This is a genomic window from Ruegeria sp. MALMAid1280, from assembly GCF_049195285.1.
Classification (GTDB): domain Bacteria; phylum Pseudomonadota; class Alphaproteobacteria; order Rhodobacterales; family Rhodobacteraceae; genus Ruegeria.
Genome location: NZ_JBMIRT010000031.1, coordinates 15793 through 31262, shown reverse-complemented (window position 1 = coordinate 31262; position 15470 = coordinate 15793). Strand labels below are relative to the sequence as shown.

16 protein-coding genes are annotated in these 15470 nt (G+C 57.9%); 9 read left to right on the top strand and 7 right to left on the bottom strand.

What is annotated here, in order from left to right; translation table 11 throughout:
- Positions 1 to 12 precede the first annotated feature (12 nt).
- Positions 13 to 450, bottom strand: coding sequence for a helix-turn-helix transcriptional regulator (locus ACOQFT_RS01275; protein WP_421596259.1), 438 nt, complete (start codon positions 448 to 450; stop codon positions 13 to 15).
- Between the two features lie 379 nt (positions 451 to 829).
- Here ACOQFT_RS01275 and ACOQFT_RS01270 point away from each other — a divergent pair, with 379 nt between their 5' ends.
- The 7 genes from ACOQFT_RS01270 to ACOQFT_RS01240 all read left to right on the top strand — a co-directional run bounded on the left by ACOQFT_RS01270 (position 830) and on the right by ACOQFT_RS01240 (position 5117).
- The gene (locus ACOQFT_RS01270) at positions 830 to 1540 is read left to right on the top strand and encodes a M48 family metalloprotease (RefSeq protein WP_421596258.1); all 711 of its coding nucleotides are present in this window, start codon (positions 830 to 832) and stop codon (positions 1538 to 1540) included.
- Positions 1541 to 1907: 367 nt separating this feature from the next.
- On the top strand, positions 1908 to 2447 hold the full coding sequence (locus tag ACOQFT_RS01265; RefSeq protein ID WP_421596257.1) for a dihydrofolate reductase family protein: 540 nt from the start codon (positions 1908 to 1910) through the stop codon (positions 2445 to 2447).
- Complete coding sequence (locus ACOQFT_RS01260) at positions 2444 to 3016, top strand: TetR/AcrR family transcriptional regulator (protein WP_421596256.1); 573 nt, start codon at positions 2444 to 2446, stop codon at positions 3014 to 3016. Before ACOQFT_RS01265 ends, ACOQFT_RS01260 begins: the two co-directional genes overlap by 4 nt.
- Positions 3017 to 3243: 227 nt before the next feature.
- A complete protein-coding gene (locus tag ACOQFT_RS01255; protein ID WP_421596255.1) occupies positions 3244 to 3501 on the top strand; it encodes a YjhX family toxin in 258 nt (85 codons plus the stop codon).
- A gap of 9 nt (positions 3502 to 3510) precedes the next feature.
- Positions 3511 to 4032 carry a GNAT family N-acetyltransferase gene (locus tag ACOQFT_RS01250; protein WP_421596254.1) on the top strand — a complete coding sequence of 174 codons (522 nt, stop codon included), beginning with the start codon at positions 3511 to 3513 and terminating at the stop codon, positions 4030 to 4032.
- 172 nt (positions 4033 to 4204) lie between these two features.
- Entirely contained in the window at positions 4205 to 4729 is a 525-nt protein-coding gene (locus ACOQFT_RS01245; RefSeq protein ID WP_421596253.1) for a hypothetical protein, read from the top strand.
- Positions 4730 to 4745: 16 nt separating this feature from the next.
- Positions 4746 to 5117, top strand: coding sequence for an AMP-binding enzyme (locus ACOQFT_RS01240; RefSeq protein WP_421596252.1), 372 nt, complete (start codon positions 4746 to 4748; stop codon positions 5115 to 5117).
- Positions 5118 to 5281: 164 nt separating this feature from the next.
- Here ACOQFT_RS01240 and ACOQFT_RS01235 read toward each other — a convergent pair whose 3' ends face one another.
- Positions 5282 to 6373 (bottom strand): aminomethyltransferase family protein, encoded by a 1092-nt coding sequence (locus ACOQFT_RS01235; protein WP_421596251.1) that lies wholly within the window; start codon positions 6371 to 6373, stop codon positions 5282 to 5284.
- A 16-nt stretch (positions 6374 to 6389) separates the two neighbouring features.
- Positions 6390 to 7931, bottom strand: coding sequence for a trimethylamine methyltransferase family protein (locus ACOQFT_RS01230; RefSeq protein ID WP_421596250.1), 1542 nt, complete (start codon positions 7929 to 7931; stop codon positions 6390 to 6392).
- A gap of 116 nt (positions 7932 to 8047) precedes the next feature.
- On the opposite strand from ACOQFT_RS01230, the gene ACOQFT_RS01225 reads away from it, so the two are divergent.
- Positions 8048 to 8917 (top strand): LysR substrate-binding domain-containing protein, encoded by an 870-nt coding sequence (locus ACOQFT_RS01225; protein ID WP_421596249.1) that lies wholly within the window; start codon positions 8048 to 8050, stop codon positions 8915 to 8917.
- A 470-nt stretch (positions 8918 to 9387) separates the two neighbouring features.
- Here ACOQFT_RS01225 and gyrB read toward each other — a convergent pair whose 3' ends face one another.
- Both gyrB and ACOQFT_RS01215 read right to left on the bottom strand, forming a co-directional pair.
- Positions 9388 to 11805, bottom strand: a complete 2418-nt coding sequence (gene gyrB / locus ACOQFT_RS01220; RefSeq protein WP_421596248.1) for a DNA topoisomerase (ATP-hydrolyzing) subunit B — start codon at positions 11803 to 11805, stop codon at positions 9388 to 9390.
- Positions 11806 to 11907: 102 nt separating this feature from the next.
- The gene (locus tag ACOQFT_RS01215) at positions 11908 to 12480 is read right to left on the bottom strand and encodes a TetR/AcrR family transcriptional regulator (RefSeq protein WP_421596247.1); all 573 of its coding nucleotides are present in this window, start codon (positions 12478 to 12480) and stop codon (positions 11908 to 11910) included.
- A 100-nt stretch (positions 12481 to 12580) separates the two neighbouring features.
- On the opposite strand from ACOQFT_RS01215, the gene ACOQFT_RS01210 reads away from it, so the two are divergent.
- Positions 12581 to 13147, top strand: a complete 567-nt coding sequence (locus ACOQFT_RS01210) for a carboxymuconolactone decarboxylase family protein (protein WP_421596246.1) — start codon at positions 12581 to 12583, stop codon at positions 13145 to 13147.
- Here ACOQFT_RS01210 and recF read toward each other — a convergent pair.
- On the bottom strand, positions 13144 to 14241 hold the full coding sequence (gene recF, locus ACOQFT_RS01205) for a DNA replication/repair protein RecF (RefSeq protein WP_421596245.1): 1098 nt from the start codon (positions 14239 to 14241) through the stop codon (positions 13144 to 13146). The genes ACOQFT_RS01210 and recF overlap by 4 nt on opposite strands.
- A gap of 59 nt (positions 14242 to 14300) precedes the next feature.
- On the bottom strand, positions 14301 to 15422 hold the full coding sequence (dnaN, locus tag ACOQFT_RS01200) for a DNA polymerase III subunit beta (RefSeq protein ID WP_421596244.1): 1122 nt from the start codon (positions 15420 to 15422) through the stop codon (positions 14301 to 14303).
- Positions 15423 to 15470 lie beyond the last annotated feature (48 nt).

Below are 15470 nucleotides of genomic sequence, written 5' to 3'. Positions count from 1 at the left end.
TCTTCTTTGGGTTCACACCATCCAACGATGGTAGCGCGTTCGACCCAGAAAGGCGATCAGGAGTGGCCGGACGATCCGGTCAGTCGTGTTGCCATCGCGGTCTGTGTAGATGAGTTGCAATCGATACCTCTCGCGGATCGCATGGCGCAGCAACGCGCCGTCGAACCGCTCCGATACCCTGGCGCGTGTCTGGATCGGTTGGGAACTCCCGTCCAATACCACAGGGCGCAGTTCCTTTGGGATGACTGTTGAGAGTTTTGACACCAGATCGAGGGCAGCGCGGGCCAGCGACGGGTCCACCTCGGATGCCACCCAGGCTGCACCAAGCGCTGCTGCTTCCAACTCATCCGCCGTCAGCATCAAAGGCGGCATATCGGAACCGTCATCAAGCACATACCCAATTTCAGCCTCGCCGGTGATGGGAATGCGCAGTGCATTAACCTCTGCCATGTCGCGCTAAAGCGTGCTGCGAGAGATTTCCAATTCATCCGCCAACGCCCGTCCAGTGATCGGCGATCAAGTAGACCGCAGAATTTGGATACAATCGTACTTTTGAGTGTGACTATGGGCATTGGAAATCCCTGCCAACCAAAGTCATACCCAAAAGTATGATTGCGTGACTCCCGAACGGCACAACCAGTCGTTCAGCCCAACACTATTCATGGGGTCTACCATTTTTGGCCGCTGCGGAATCGGGGTGCGACTACGGCCAACCTCCTCTGTTATTGAATATCAATTTTCAAAGGCCCTAAGATTCGGGCTTGGGTGTTGGTTTATCGGCGCCTACGGGGTCTATGTCGGCTCTCTAAAAAGGTAGAAAGGCGTAGGAATGAAGCAGGTTGCCTCGGTATTTGCCGTTTTGTTGCTGGCGGGATGCGTGTCAACCGCGCCTCCACAATCGGCACCTATCCCAGATCCCGGTCGCGCGAGTGCCCCGGTCAGTTCGCAGCATGCAGAAGTAAGATTCCGCCAGGTCGCCTCTCGAATTGAGCCCGTTGCAGAGCGTGAATGTCGCCGCCGAACTCAGGGAGTGAATTGCGATTTTTTGATCCGCATTGATCCAAACAAAAAAGCACCTTCAAACGCGTATCAGAGTTTAAGCAAGTCGGGACGTCCCGTTATCACAATGACACAGGCGCTGACACGGAATGTGAACAATACCGATGAGCTTGCATTTGTTATGGCGCATGAGGCCGCTCACCACATTCAAGGACATTTGGCGCGAAGGGCCCAAAATGCGGCGGCTGGTGCGGTAATTTTGGCGGGTCTGGCGACAATTGCAGGATCTGGGCCGAATGACATTTCTGCAGCACAAGATCTTGGAGCCTTTGTTGGCGGTCGCAGCTATTCAAAGAACTTTGAATTGGAAGCTGATCAGCTGGGCACAGTAATAGCCTACAATGCGGGCTATGATCCGCTCACAGGTGCGCTGTACTTCGCACGAGTTCCTGATCCTGGTGATCGTTTTCTAGGGACGCATCCGCCCAATGCTCAAAGATATTACGCGGTGCAGGATACAATGGCTCAGATCGGTCGTTGACCAAATTGAGTTCAGGTCTTCGCAGGGCCACAAAGCCCGAGCGCGCCGAAAAGGCAGTTTCAAACATAGGCAATGCGACACTCTGAATGCAGGCCTCGCTGACGCGTACGATATTGCCGCAATGGACGTGATGCGCCGGCGCGCAAATGCTGCGCCAGCAATGACTGCTCGGGCGCAAGGCGGCCTTTTTGCACAAAGTTGTCACTCGTGGAAAGCCGGGATTTGCGCATCAAGCTCAATTCACCTGGGTTGTTGAGTGAGTAAATGTCCAGTTTCCTCCTTGAAGCGTCGCGTCTGAATTGAATAATCCGAGAGCTTTGCTCTAAATAATTATACATAGTATAATTATTACAAAACGGAGGACGCCATGCCAACCGGGCACATCATGATGGCCATGAGCCTCGACGGTTTCGTCGCCAGAAAAGACCACTCGCTCGATTGGTTGAACAAGCAGCCTGCTGAAAACGAAGACCACGGATTCATCGAGTTTATGGACAGTGTTGATGCCCTTGTTATGGGAACCGGATCGTTGCGAACTGTCCTTGGATTTGGCGAATGGCCATATGAGAAACCCGTCGTGGTACTCAGCCGCTCCATGACCCGACAGGACATACCTGAACATCTACAGCACAAAATAGAGTTCTCGGCAGCAAGCCCAACAGAGTTATGGGAGATCTTTCGCAAGCGCGGGTATGAACGGGTGTATGTCGATGGCGGTGCGATCATCCGATCGTTCCTTCACGCCGGATTTGTACAAGACATGAAGATTACGTTGGTTCCCATTCTACTGGGTGATGGCATCCGTATTTTTGGCGATACGGACGGCGACGTTGATCTTGAACTGATCTCTGCCACCCCTTTTTCTTCGGGTATGGTCGATCTGGTGTACAAGGTGAAAAATGCATGACCTATGCACCGACCGCCGGGCGGCCCAAAAAATCAGAAGAACGTCTGTCAAAACAGCTTATCCTGCAAACTGCGTTACCCATTGTTCAAAAGCAGGGCGCGGATGCGCTTTCGTTTCGAGTGCTGGCGAACAAGCTAAAAGTCACCCCGATGGCGATAGCCTACCATTCTGGTAGCAAGCGAAAGCTGCTGGCCGACCTGGTTGAACTGGCCTTTGCGAATTCGCTTCAGAGCATCGTTGAAAAAGAAGCAAGCGCAACGGCGCGCACCATACTAGAGGCCTACTATCGTCGCGCTTTGCCGAACGCCAATCTGCTGCGTGCAGTTCTGGAAGATGTCACACTCATCAGCAAAGACCTGCTGGACATCACTGATAAGCTGCGGGCCTGTACGCGAGAACTTGATGGTGGTGATAAGAATGATGTGCTTTTGCACCTTCTCGTCGACTACACGCATGGCTTTGTCCTCTCCGCGTCAAGCGGTGAAAACAACCGGTTAACAATCGACGACTTTTTACGGGGTATCGATTGGGTGCTGGCGCGTGCGAGAGGCGGAGGAACGGCTGCCTAAAATGAGGCACTCGGAACTTAAGAGATATTGACCCGTCTCGCTTGAAGGCCTATGTGCGCCAAACGTATGAGGCGGTACGCCTCAACCAACGGAGATTTTATGAAAGAGACCCGGGCCTAACGCCCGTTCCTGGCGACCCAAATTCAGGAACACCAACATTGATGGGCACACTCACGCGCAATGCTGAGTGTCCTTTTGTTGTACTTTCGTAAAATCGAGACATCCCAATGAATATCTCAAAGCACGAGCAACGTGTTTTGCACGAACTCGCCCTTGGCGGGGCGATCCACTTTGAGCGCCTGAAAAACGGCAAAGTCCATGACGTCACCTGTTACACACGTGACGGTTATGTGCTGTCCGACTGCACCCTCAGTGTTTTCCAACGTCTGCTGAAAAAGCGCTTTATCCGTTCAAAGAACGGTAGCCCCTACCGCGCCTCCGCGTTGGGGATCAAATCCGTTCGCGCCCAAATGAACCAAAGATAGGAAAAACCTATGAACCAAGTAAACACTGACGCTGTTATTGAAGTCCACCGGGTGGCTTTTGGAACAGAAGAAGGCGACGATATCGCTCAGCTCGCCAAAGACTTCCTCGTCTTATCGGACACGATTTCTATCAGTGCCGAACGCGACGGGAAGACCGTGGGTAACGTGCTGTTCACACCCTTTGTTTTCTCGAACCACCCCGAAACGAAATGCTATCTGCTAGCACCTTGCGGGGTGTTGCCTAGGTATCAGGGCCACGGCATTGGGAAGGAGATCATGGAGACGGGCATTGAGCATCTCAAATCCGTCGGGGCGGATGCAGTGTTCGTGCTGGGTGTCCCGACTTTTTACCCCAGATATGGGTTTGTCCCGACCGACAAGCAGACGCCATACCCGGACCTGATGACGGCACCAGAGGCGTGGATGGCGCTTGAGTTGACGGAAGGATCAGTCGAGAAACTGAGTGGCAAGACCGTGGCGATCCCGCCATTCACGCAACCGCATTGGTGGGACACTTCACAACACGGGTGAAGCCCATCCAGAACCGTAGCCGAAGATCCGGAACCCGCCATTCAATATCGACAATTGAATGGCGGGTTCGTTCCGCGTGGTGCGAGCGCGTGGATCGTTCAATGAACGAAAAAACCTGAGTTTATCTGGGCGCCAACGTCTTGCCTGAAGCTTGGGGAATGCTGCCCGTTTGATGCCCCTTGTCTTGACCCGGATCGAAGCCAGGGTCGGTTTGGTAGATATGCTGCGAGAGCTTCGGCTCGATCTGGATGATGTCGTAGAAGCACCGCACATTCTGTCACCGATGATCGACCCAAACCTGCACTCCTGTGGGTCAGTGCCGAAACATGGCGTGAAGGAACTGTCGCACATCGACAAGAACTTCTTCATCGTGGGCATGAAATCCAATGGACGTGCGCCAACCTTCTTGATGCGGACTGGCTATGCGCAGGTGCGGTCTATCACCGACACTCTGGCTGGTGTGGTCAGTGAGGAACCCGCCGAGCAAGCAGCCCCAGAGTGTTGTAGCCCAAATGACGGCGTAGGCGGAACTGCGTTGAGCTGTGGCGGAAAGCCGGACCCAGATCCGGTGCCAGCCAGTTGTTGCGGTGACACGTCGCCCCAAACAAGCTGTGGCGACACATCGTCCAAATCAAGCTGCGGTGGTGCATCCGAACCCAAGTCGGAATGCGAAACCACTTCGTCCTGCTGCTGTTAAAGAACGGAACTGGAGGGTGCCTCAATTCGAGGCGCCCTCCGTCGAACTTACACAGGGCTTTGTGCGAGCGACAGGCTGGGTCAAGGACATGATTACCTGCGGCGGTGAAAACCATTTCCCGGCCGAGATCGAAGCCGTTCTGGCGACCCGCCCGAACGTGGCGCAAGTGGCTGTGGTCGGCATGCCGGACGAGAAATGGGGAGAAGTCATTGCTGCATTCATCTTGTCCGGTACTGCACCGGACGTGGCCGACCTGCGCGCTCATCTGTCGGCGCATAAGACCCCTTCGGTCTGGGTGCAAGTTCAGGAATGTCCCCTGACCGGCTCCGGCAAATATAGAAGTTCACCATCCGCGAGCAGTATCTCGCAGGTAGGCAAGTTGATATGAATGCGTATCGTCCACCGAAAGACTAGGGCTGGTCGTTTCGGCTCTTTCAGGAGGGCGCGGAAGCTCAAACAACCACCTTTGGTGTCCAAATTGCTGAAAGGCGGACATGAGTGGTGATTAGTGCAATATCTCTCGCGTCCACCTGCTGCATGTCTTTCTCCGGGTTACTGATGAGTCCGTTTTTTTTGCGGGTCGTAGACCGGGCTGCCAACCACTGTTGCGGCAGTTTGAAGAGTCTCGCTTTTCAGTTGCAGAATCGTACCAACGGCGATCCCTGGGCGGACATGTGACAGCGCCAGTGATTTGCCCATCCGGTGTGAAAAGCAGGGGCTGTTGATTACTCCGATCTTTTCACCATCCAGCAGCAAGGCCTCACCGCCTTCCACCATATCCGGATGATCAATGTCGAGGCTGACATTCGAAATTGTCTCCCGGCCTTTCGCCGCCATTAGCGCACCCTTGCCGCGGAAGTTGTCCTTGGTCGTGCTGACTGTGAAGCCGAGGCCGACCTCCCAAGGGGTGTGTTCCTCGGTCATGTCATAGCCGTAGAACAGCAACCCGGCCTCGATCCGCACTTTGTCGAGTGCGGTGAAGGAGCACGGCATCACGCCGGCATCTGCCAGTTTGTCCCAGATATCAGTGATCACTGCGGCGTCTGCAAATACTTCATAGCCGCGCTCCCCAGAGTAACCTGTCCGCGAGATCCGGCATGGGTGGCCGAACAGAATGGCAGGGGCGTGCTCGAAGTAGCCGAGGGCAGCGAGGTCGATATCGCAATGGACGTTCAGAATTTCCAGCGCGGCGGGGCCTTGGACCGAAACGTCGTGCAGGTCGTCGGTAAAATCCAGCCAGACGTCGCGGTTTTGGGCGGAAGCAGCGAGCAGCGCCATGGTATCGCCTGAGCCATGCACGATCATCCATTCATCGCCTCCGTTGTTCGAGACAATGGCGTCGTCGGCAATTCCACCCTCTTCGGTCAGCACACAGAGGTAGGCGGATTTTCCCGGCGGTACTTTGGACAGGTCGCGGGTGGTCAGATGATCCAGCACGGCCTGCGCGTCCTTGCCGCGGACAAAGATCTTCTTCAGCGGCGACATGTCGAACATGCCAGCACGCTCGCGCACTGCATCGTGCTCTTCGTTGGGGTCGGTGCTGTAGGTCCAGGCAGTACCCATGCCGTTCCAGTCCTCCAGCCCCGAGCCCAGAGCGGTATGGCGGGAGGCAAGCGCCGAGGTGCGGCTTAGTTCTTCGGTCATGTTTCACGGTCCTTTCTCAATACCATTCGTCGGGCATGGCGGTCTTGCGCTCCGCCACGAATTCATTCAGGGCTGTGCGGGTGGCTTCAGGCATTCCCGGCGGCACATATTCCGCCAGCATCTGCCGCCAACGGGCCGCAGCACGCTGGTCAGAGGTCAGGCGGCCGTTCTCATCCCAGGTTTCATAGGGGCCTGCCTCGGGTACCTGCGGCTCGAAGTTGGCGGTGGTGTAATGGCGCAGGGTGTGGCTGGTAGAGAGGAAGTTTTCGCCCGGTCCTGCCTCGCCGTAGGCATCACGGCCAAAGGCCTCGTCATCGGTGCCGAACCCCTGCAGCATCTTCAGCATGGCGCCGCAATGGTCGAGATCCATCACAAATTTCTCGTAGGACATCACCAGCCCGCCTTCAAGCCAGCCCGCCGCGTGCCAGACCTGATGCCCGCCGGACAGGAGCGTTGCCCACATCGCACCAGTGCTGTCCTGCATGGCCTGGCCATCGGCGGCATTGGAAGCCGTGACCTGGCCGCCACCCGAGCGTACCGGCACTCCCAGCCTGCGGCCCAGCTGGCTAAGTGCCATGGTGGTGAGGTTGGCTTCCGGAGAGCCGAAGGTAAGCGCGCCGGTGCGCAGGTTCATCGAGGAGTGGAAGCTGCCGAAAATCACCGGGCAGCCGGGGCGCACCAATTGCGTCAGGGCAATGCCGGCCATCGCCTCAGCCAGGGTTTGGGCGGCGGTGGCGGCGGGCGAGAGCGGCCCCATGGCGCCAGCAAAGATGGCAGGTGAAATGCAGACACATTGGTTGGCCTCAGCATAGATGCGCAAGGAAGCCGACATCACCTCGTCATAGATCAGCGGCGAATTGACATTGATATTGGCCTGCATCACCGCGTTGTGGTCCAGAAACTCTGCACCAAATGCCAGCCGGGCCATTTCGACACTGTCCTGCGCGGCTTGCGCCGAGGTGACGCCGCCCATGAACGGTTTGTCCGACAGGGTCAGATGCGCCAGCATCATGTCCAGATGGCGCTTGTTCACCGGGATATCCGTCGGCTCAACCACGGTGCCGCCGGAATGATGCAGTGCGGGCGACATATGGGCAAGCTTTACGAAGTTCCCGAAGTCCTCCAGCGTGGCATAGCGGCGGCCCTGGTCCAGATCGCTGACAAAGGGTGAGCCATAGCCAGGCATCAGCACCAGATTGTCTCCACCCAAGGTGACTGTGCGGGCAGGATCGCGGCCGTGAAGCTGAAATTCAGCGGGGGCGGTTTCGCAAAGCTGCCGGACATGGCCCGGCGCAAAGCGGACCCGGACCCCATCGACACGGGCTCCGGCTTCGGCAAAGAGCGTCAGCGCCGTGCCGTCGCTGCGGAATTCAATGCCGATGTGTTCCAGAATCCAGTCAGCCTGGGCTTCGATGCGCTGAAGTGCGGTCTCGTCCAGCAGGCCGTACGCAGGGATTTTGCGGCGCTGATACACCGGTGTTGCTTCCGGCGCATTGTGACGCGTCAGCCGACCCCTGCGCGGCTTGCCGCGTTGGGCAATATGGGTCTGGGCGTTCATTTTTCCCAACGGAATGCCTCCCCGACAGTGTTGCCAAGTCCATATTTTAGGAAATTGCCAGTTCAACAATCGATTTTATTTGCCCTGTGCGTTCAAGAAATTTATACGCTCTGGCCATGCCCGTAGAATTCCGCCACCATGACAGCCTGCGCCTTTTTGCCGAGATCGCCCGCTACCGGAGTTTTTCCGATGCAGCCGAGGCGCTGAACATGACCAAAGGCGCGGTCAGCTATCAGGTGAAAACGCTTGAGATGGATCTGGGATTGGACCTGTTTCAGCGCGGCGCCCGCGGGGTAGAGCTGACGCCAGGCGGGCTCAAGCTGCTGGCGGCTTGCCAAAGCCACTATGAAGTAATCGAGGCCGAAATCCTGGCTCTCAAGGGGCTGTCCAGCAGAACCTTGACGGTGGGTGTTTCCACCTATTTCGCCGCCCGCTGGCTTTCTCCCCGACTGATGTCCTTCATGCAGGACTATCCGGATATCCAGCTGCGGCTGCAGCCAATGATCCGGCTATTCGATCTGGAAGCCCAAGGCGTTGATATCGCAATCCGCTGGGGAAGTGGGCACTGGGGGGATGGCGACGTTACGCCATTCCTGCCGTGCCCGGCTTTTCCCGCAGGCAACGCTGCAGCACTGGAAACGGTGGAGCGGCTCGGCTGGGAACAAGCGGCTTCAACCTTTACGCTGCTGCGTGATCATGACGACAGCGATGCTTGGACAGACTGGCTGAATGCCGCGGGGCTGCCGCATCAGACCCGACGGGACACACTGATCATCCCTGACCCCAACGTGCGGGTTCAGGCGGTCACTGATGGTCAGGGGATCGCTCTGATGGACACGCTGATCGAAAGGGAGATGGAAGAGAAGAAGCTGTTCCGATTGTCTCAGCACGCGCTGCAGGACTACGGCTATTTTCTGGTCCGCCCGCGCAATGCCGCGTTCCAAGACTGCGCCGCTGCATTCTCAAGATGGTTGCAAACCCAATAGGCTGATAAATCTTGCCGAAATGCTTCTTTGAGCTTCTGCGCGAACAGGCTTGCCTCCAATCGCGCGAGTGCAGGCCAAGCACAGTATAGCAGTAACCGCGAATGACATCCGGGTACCCTTGCATCACCCCGGCTTCCGCGGCGCCAACCCCTTTGATGGCGTAATTGAGGCCGGGATGGTCCAGTGCATCGAAAGCTACAACGGGTGTAGGTGTGCCCACAACGCTGCATCTCAATCTTTGATTTCATTCAGAAAATTCGGATGTCTTCGCCCATAATTTTTCGCGACATTTGCCTATAACATTGCGCGATTTGCCCATAACTTTGCGCTTTTCAAGAGACCTACTCAATTGATGGTTTATGCCGTGCGATTTCGTCAACTTTGAAGCACTCTTGCTCAATCAAAAGTGCATTCTGGTTGGAAAATTTCAACCTTTATCTGAAGATACGTTAGTCTGAAACTACAACGGGCTAGAAATCCAGATTCTCGACACTCAGTGCATTTTGCTGGATGAATTCGCGGCGTGGTTCCACCACGTCGCCCATCAGCTTGGTGAACAGATCATCCGCCTCGACCATATCGTCCACGCGCACCTGCAGCAGCGTGCGGGCGTCCGGGTCCAGCGTGGTTTCCCACAACTGATCCGGGTTCATCTCACCCAAACCTTTATACCGTTGTAAAGACAGGCCTTTTTCACCTTCGTCAAGAATTGCGCGCAACAGGTCCAGCGGACCGTGGATCACTTGACTGCGGTCACGACGGACCAGCGTGGCGGGGGTGTTGTAGACCTCTTGCAGGCTTTGAGTGAAGCTGCCGGTCTTACGCGCCTCACCGGAGCGCAGCATCGGGCCGTCCAGTGTGCGCACCTCTTCGACCCCGCGCAGGATACGGGCCAGGCGGATACCGTGGTCCTGCGTGATGCGGCCTTGCCAGCCGCGCTCGTATTCCAGCGCGATCAGGTCCAGACGGGCGGCAACCTTGTCCGCCACGCCTTGCAGGTCGGCGTCCACCGCGCCGGGTACGAAGGCCCCCGCGACGGCGGCCTGTTCCAGAATGTGACGCGGGTAATGGGTCGGGAAGGCGTCCAGAACGCGTTTCAACTGGCGCGCCTCGTCGACCACACGGGTCAGGTCCTGACCGATGATTTCCTCGCCCGAGCCCAGTTTCAGCACCGCGCCCTCGACGCCCTGGTTGATCAGATAATCATCCAGCGCGGCCTGGTCCTTCAGATAAACCTCTGATTTACCACGGGAAACTTTATAAAGCGGCGGCTGCGCGATATAGAGATACCCGCCCTCGATCAGCTCCGGCATCTGCCGATAGAAGAAAGTCAGCAGCAGCGTCCGAATATGCGCGCCATCCACATCCGCGTCGGTCATGATGACGATCTTGTGGTAGCGCAACTTCTCGATGTTGAACTCATCGCGGCCAATGCCGGTGCCCAGCGCCATCACCAGATTGCCGATCTCCTGAGACGACAGCATCCGATCGAACCGGGCACGTTCGACGTTCAGGATCTTGCCGCGCAGGGGCAAAACAGCCTGTGTCAGCCGGTCCCGGCCCGTCTGGGCAGAGCCACCGGCCGAGTCCCCCTCGACCAGGAAGACTTCGGTCTTGGACGGGTCTTTCTCGGAACAATCCTTCAGCTTCCCGGCCAGATAGTTCACATCCATCGCCGTTTTGCGGCGGGTCAGTTCGCGGGCCTTGCGGGCGGCCTCACGTGCCAAAGCGGCCTCGATGATCTTGCCGACGATGCCCTTGGCCTCGTTCGGGTTCTCTTCGAACCACTCGGCCAGCTTTTCATTCATCAGACCTTCGACCGCCGGGCGAACCTCGGAGCTGACAAGCTTGTCCTTGGTCTGGGACGAGAATTTCGGGTCAGGCACTTTCACCGACAACACGCAGGTCAGACCTTCGCGCGCATCATCACCCGTGAAATTGACCTTTTCCTTCTTCGCGATCCCGCTGGACTGCGCATAGTTGTTGATTGTCCGGGTCAAGGCGCCGCGGAAGCCGGCCACGTGAGTGCCGCCGTCGCGCTGCGGGATGTTGTTGGTAAAGGGCAAAACCGTCTCGTGATAGCTGTCATTCCACCACATCGCGATCTCGACGCCGATATCGTCGCGTTCGCCCTTGATATAGATCGGTTCGGGCATCGCCGGGGTCTTGGACCGGTCGAGGTATTTGACGAATTCCTTGACGCCGCCTTCATAGAACAGCTCGGTCTCCAACCGTTCAGCGGGGCGTTCGTCAATCAGGATGATCCGCACGCCCGAGTTCAGGAAGGCCAGCTCGCGCAGGCGCTTTTCCAGCGTCTCAAACGAGTATTCCAGGTTCGAAAACGTGTCGGTCGAGGCCAGAAAGCGCACCTCGGTCCCGGTGCGATCCCCGCATTCGCCCACGACTTTCAGATGCTCCGCCGTCTCACCGCCCTCAAAGCGTGCGACATGTTCCTTGCCCGCACGCCAGATGCGCAGTTCCAGCCAATCCGACAGAGCATTCACGACCGAAACACCCACACCGTGCAGACCACCCGACACCTTGTAAGAGTTGCTGTCGAATTTACCGCCCGCGTGCAGTTGGGTCATGATGACCTCGGCGGCCGAGACGCCCTCTTCGGGGTGAATGTCCACCGGAATTCCTCGGCCGTTATCGCTGACCGAGACGCTGGAATCGGCGTGGATTTTCACGGTCACATGGTCGGCATGACCGGCCAGGGCCTCGTCAATTCCGTTGTCGACAACCTCATACACCATATGGTGCAGACCCGAACCATCGTCCGTGTCACCGATATACATACCCGGGCGCTTGCGAACCGCCTCTAAACCTTTGAGAACTTTGATGGAATCAGCGCCGTATTCCTGTGGTGCCTGTGCGTCTTCGGACATGCCGTTAGTACCTATATTATTTTGGTACCTTATACGTTTTCTGGTGGGGAATGTCACGCGGTCCCCCAAGATTTTGTGGTCCTGATCGGCTTTATTTGCGGATCAAAGCCGATCAAGATCTGCCGCGATATCCTCGGCGATTTCCGCGGCGTTCACATCATCTCGTTCGGCCGACAATCGCAGCCCTAGAAGGTCGGACTGATAGCGCGCTGCAAGGCGATCCGGGTCGCAGCCGGGACCAATCTCTTTGGCCTCTTGCGCCCGGCGAAACAGATCTGCGAAACAGGTTTTCATTTCGACCATATGGGTGCGCGCCTGTCCGGCCAGATCGTGATCCTTGGCTTGCAATTCGGCAAAAGTCTTCGCCAACATGCAGGCTTTCGTCGGCAGGCCCGACGCCTCAACCACACGATGCGGCTGCGCCTTGAGCGCACCAAGCGGACCCATTTCCTGCGCCAGCGCCTTCATGTTTGCGACCCCATCCCTCGCATACCGCTCCAACGCCAGCGCATAGAGCGCATCTTTCGACCCGAACGCCGCGTAGAAACTGCCCGGCTTCAGTTTCAGCTCACGTTCCAGATCCTTCAGCGACGTCCCGGCCCAACCGTGACGCCAGAAAATGTCACGGGCCTGCGCGATCAGCGCGTCGCGGTCATATGAGGGTTTGCGGGGCATCAACTTCACCAGTTCTTGAACGTCCGCTCAAATATATACTTGAGCGATCACTCAAGAAACCCTAAATACGACTCATCGCGCCAGAAACAGGAGTTCCGACATGGCCAATTTCCCGTCTCATGACCTCGAAACAGCACCCGAAGGGTCCAAACCGCTGCTCGAGAAATCTCAGGCCGCTTTTGGTCGCCTGCCCGGCCTGCACAAGGTGATGGCCGAAAGCCCGCAGCATCTGGAAGGCTATCAGCTTCTGCACGGCCTGTTCCTGCAGACCGATTTCGACAATGATGAGAAAACCGTCGTCTGGCAGACCATCAACGTGGAAAACGAGTGCCACTACTGCGTGCCCGCCCACACCGGCATCGCCAAGATGATGAAGGTCTCGGACGAGATCACCGAGGCCCTGCGCAACGAAACCCCGCTGCCCTCGGCCAAGCTTGAGGCGCTGCGCACCTTCACCCTGCAAGTGATGGAAACCCGCGGCAACCCGACCGAGGATCAGTTGCAGGCGTTCTTCGATGCCGGTTATTCGCACCGCGCTGTTCTGGACGTCGTACTAGGTCTGGCGCAGAAAACCATGTCGAACTACGTGAATCACATGGCCAAAACCCCGGTCGATGAGGTTATGCGCGGCTTCCTGTGGGAACGGAAAGTCAGCGAACCGGCCTAAGTTGCCACGACCGAGCCCTCATCGCCTTCAGTCACGACCAGCGTTTGGGCTCGCTCTCCCAGTTCCGCAAACAGTTCAGGCCCGGTGCCCGTCATCCAGGCCTGTGCCCCCAGCGCGCAAATCTCATCATAAAGCGCCGCCCGCCGCCCCGCATCCAGATGCGCGGCCACCTCATCCAACAACACGATCGGAGGTGCCCCCACCATCCCCGCCAACGCCCGTGCGTTTGACAGGATCAGGGACACAAGCAGCGCCTTCTGCTCTCCGGTCGAGCAGTCCTTGGCCGGAACCCTTTTGGCTGCGAACACCCCGTACAAATCAGACCGATGCGGCCCGACCAAAGTACGCCCCGCCGCCAGATCGCGAGCTCGACTCTCGTTCAGCGCCTCACGCAGGTCCTCGGCCGTCTCCGGCATCTCCCCTTCGGTCTGAACCAGTTCCAGATCAGCCGAAGGGAAAGCAGTTTCCGCCTGCTCCTGCGCCGCACGAAGGTGATCCAACGCCGCCAAACGCGCTGCGTGAATGCGATGACCGGTCTCGGCCATTTGCCCTTCAAGTGCGGCATACCAGTGCGCATCGCGCACCTGTTCTTTCAGCAGGCGGTTCCGTTCGCGCATGGATTTCTCATAGGTCAAAGATGCCTCGGCATGGGCGGGGTCGAAACTCAGCGCGATGCGATCCAGAAACCGCCGCCGCCCCTCGGCCCCTTCGATCCACAACCGGTCCATCGACGGGATCAACCAAACTATCCGCGCCAATTTGCCCAGATCAATCTGGCTGGCCGCCTTGCCGTCAATCCGAACCTGACGCGCGGCGCCGCCCTCGGACCAGGTTTCGATCTCATAGTTCTGCCCCTGCGCGCTCAGCAAGCCGGACAGTTTCCAGCCCAGCGCCTCGGGCCTCCTGGTCATCTCGGCCGCACTGGCCCGCCGCATCCCGCGACCGGGCGAAAACAGGGAAACCGCCTCAAGGATATTGGTCTTCCCCGCCCCGTTCGGCCCATGAATCGCCACCGGTCGCCCATCCAAGGACAACCGCGCCAGCATATGAGACCGAAAATGCGAGACCGTAAGCTCGGTCAGGGCCAATCCCATGACCCCTCCCTTCATCTTTTGAATAATACTCCCGCCGGAGGCATCGCGCGCCAGCGCGATCAGACGCGCATCGGCATGACCACGTAGACAGCGCTCTGATCACCGCCTTCGCGCATCAGGGTCGGATCACCGGCCGAGTTGAACAGGAACACCGCGTTCTCGCGATCCACCTGCGAGGCAATCTCCAACAGGTACTTGGCGTTAAAGCCAATCTCCAACCGCTCATCACCATAGGCCACGGCCAGTTCTTCCTCGGCAGCGCCACTGTCGGGTGCGTTGACCGACAGAACCAGCTTGTCCGAATCCAATTGCAGCTTGACTGCGCGCGAGCGTTCGGACGAGACGGTGGCAACGCGGTCAACAGCCTGTGCAAATTCGGCGGCGTCCACCTCCAACTGGCGGGTGTTGCCCTGCGGAATAACCCGCGTGTAATCGGGGAAGGTGCCGTCGATCACTTTCGAGGTCAGCGTGATGTCAGGCGTTGCGAAACGCACCTTGGTTTCACTGACCGAAACGGCGATGTCCATCTCATCATCGTCCAGCAGTTTGCGCAGCTCACCCACGGTTTTGCGCGGCACGATCACGCCCGGCATGTCCGCCGCACCATCCGGCAGATCGGCGTCGATGCGGGCCAGACGGTGGCCATCGGTGGCCACACAGCGCAGCACTTTGCCGCCTTCGGACCCATCAGCCACATGCATGTAGACACCGTTCAGGTAATATCGGGTCTCTTCGGTCGAGATGGCAAATTTCGATTTGTCGAACAACCGCCGCAGCAGCGCCGCCGAGGCGGTAAAGTTCGACTGATACTCAGACGAAGCCATTACCGGGAAATCCTCTTTCGGCAAGGTCGCCAGCGAGAAGTTCGACCGGCCCGCCTCAACCGTCAGACGGCCTGCGGCGCTGTCGGCGCTCAGGGTCACCAGCGCGCCATCGGGCAGTTTGCGCACGATCTCATGCAGGGTCGTCGCCGCGACAGTCGTCGCGCCCGCCTTTTCCACCTGCGCCGGGGCCTTGTCGACCACTTCGATATCCAAATCGGTGGCACGGAACATGGCCTGATCGCCTTCGGCCTCAATCAGCACATTGGCAAGTATGGGAATGGTGTTGCGACGTTCGACAACAGATTGGGCCTGGGAAACGGCCTTAAGAAGGGTGCCTCGTTCGATGCTGATCTTCATACCCTCAGTTCCTCTGACTTGCGTACCGACATGGGCGGGACTGGCACG

What these genes read in the sequence shown, in the direction of transcription:
- ACOQFT_RS01275 (WP_421596259.1), bottom strand. Translation starts at nt 450, where the DNA reads ATGGCAGAGGTTAATGCACTGCGCATTCCCATCACCGGCGAGGCTGAA.
- ACOQFT_RS01270 (WP_421596258.1), top strand. Translation starts at nt 830, where the DNA reads ATGAAGCAGGTTGCCTCGGTATTTGCCGTTTTGTTGCTGGCGGGATGC.
- ACOQFT_RS01265 (WP_421596257.1), top strand. Translation starts at nt 1,908, where the DNA reads ATGCCAACCGGGCACATCATGATGGCCATGAGCCTCGACGGTTTCGTC.
- ACOQFT_RS01260 (WP_421596256.1), top strand. Translation starts at nt 2,444, where the DNA reads ATGACCTATGCACCGACCGCCGGGCGGCCCAAAAAATCAGAAGAACGT.
- ACOQFT_RS01255 (WP_421596255.1), top strand. Translation starts at nt 3,244, where the DNA reads ATGAATATCTCAAAGCACGAGCAACGTGTTTTGCACGAACTCGCCCTT.
- ACOQFT_RS01250 (WP_421596254.1), top strand. Translation starts at nt 3,511, where the DNA reads ATGAACCAAGTAAACACTGACGCTGTTATTGAAGTCCACCGGGTGGCT.
- ACOQFT_RS01245 (WP_421596253.1), top strand. Translation starts at nt 4,205, where the DNA reads ATGCCCCTTGTCTTGACCCGGATCGAAGCCAGGGTCGGTTTGGTAGAT.
- ACOQFT_RS01235 (WP_421596251.1), bottom strand. Translation starts at nt 6,373, where the DNA reads ATGACCGAAGAACTAAGCCGCACCTCGGCGCTTGCCTCCCGCCATACC.
- ACOQFT_RS01230 (WP_421596250.1), bottom strand. Translation starts at nt 7,931, where the DNA reads ATGAACGCCCAGACCCATATTGCCCAACGCGGCAAGCCGCGCAGGGGT.
- ACOQFT_RS01225 (WP_421596249.1), top strand. Translation starts at nt 8,048, where the DNA reads ATGCCCGTAGAATTCCGCCACCATGACAGCCTGCGCCTTTTTGCCGAG.
- gyrB (WP_421596248.1), bottom strand. Translation starts at nt 11,805, where the DNA reads ATGTCCGAAGACGCACAGGCACCACAGGAATACGGCGCTGATTCCATC.
- ACOQFT_RS01215 (WP_421596247.1), bottom strand. Translation starts at nt 12,480, where the DNA reads ATGCCCCGCAAACCCTCATATGACCGCGACGCGCTGATCGCGCAGGCC.
- ACOQFT_RS01210 (WP_421596246.1), top strand. Translation starts at nt 12,581, where the DNA reads ATGGCCAATTTCCCGTCTCATGACCTCGAAACAGCACCCGAAGGGTCC.
- recF (WP_421596245.1), bottom strand. Translation starts at nt 14,241, where the DNA reads ATGGGATTGGCCCTGACCGAGCTTACGGTCTCGCATTTTCGGTCTCAT.
- dnaN (WP_421596244.1), bottom strand. Translation starts at nt 15,422, where the DNA reads ATGAAGATCAGCATCGAACGAGGCACCCTTCTTAAGGCCGTTTCCCAG.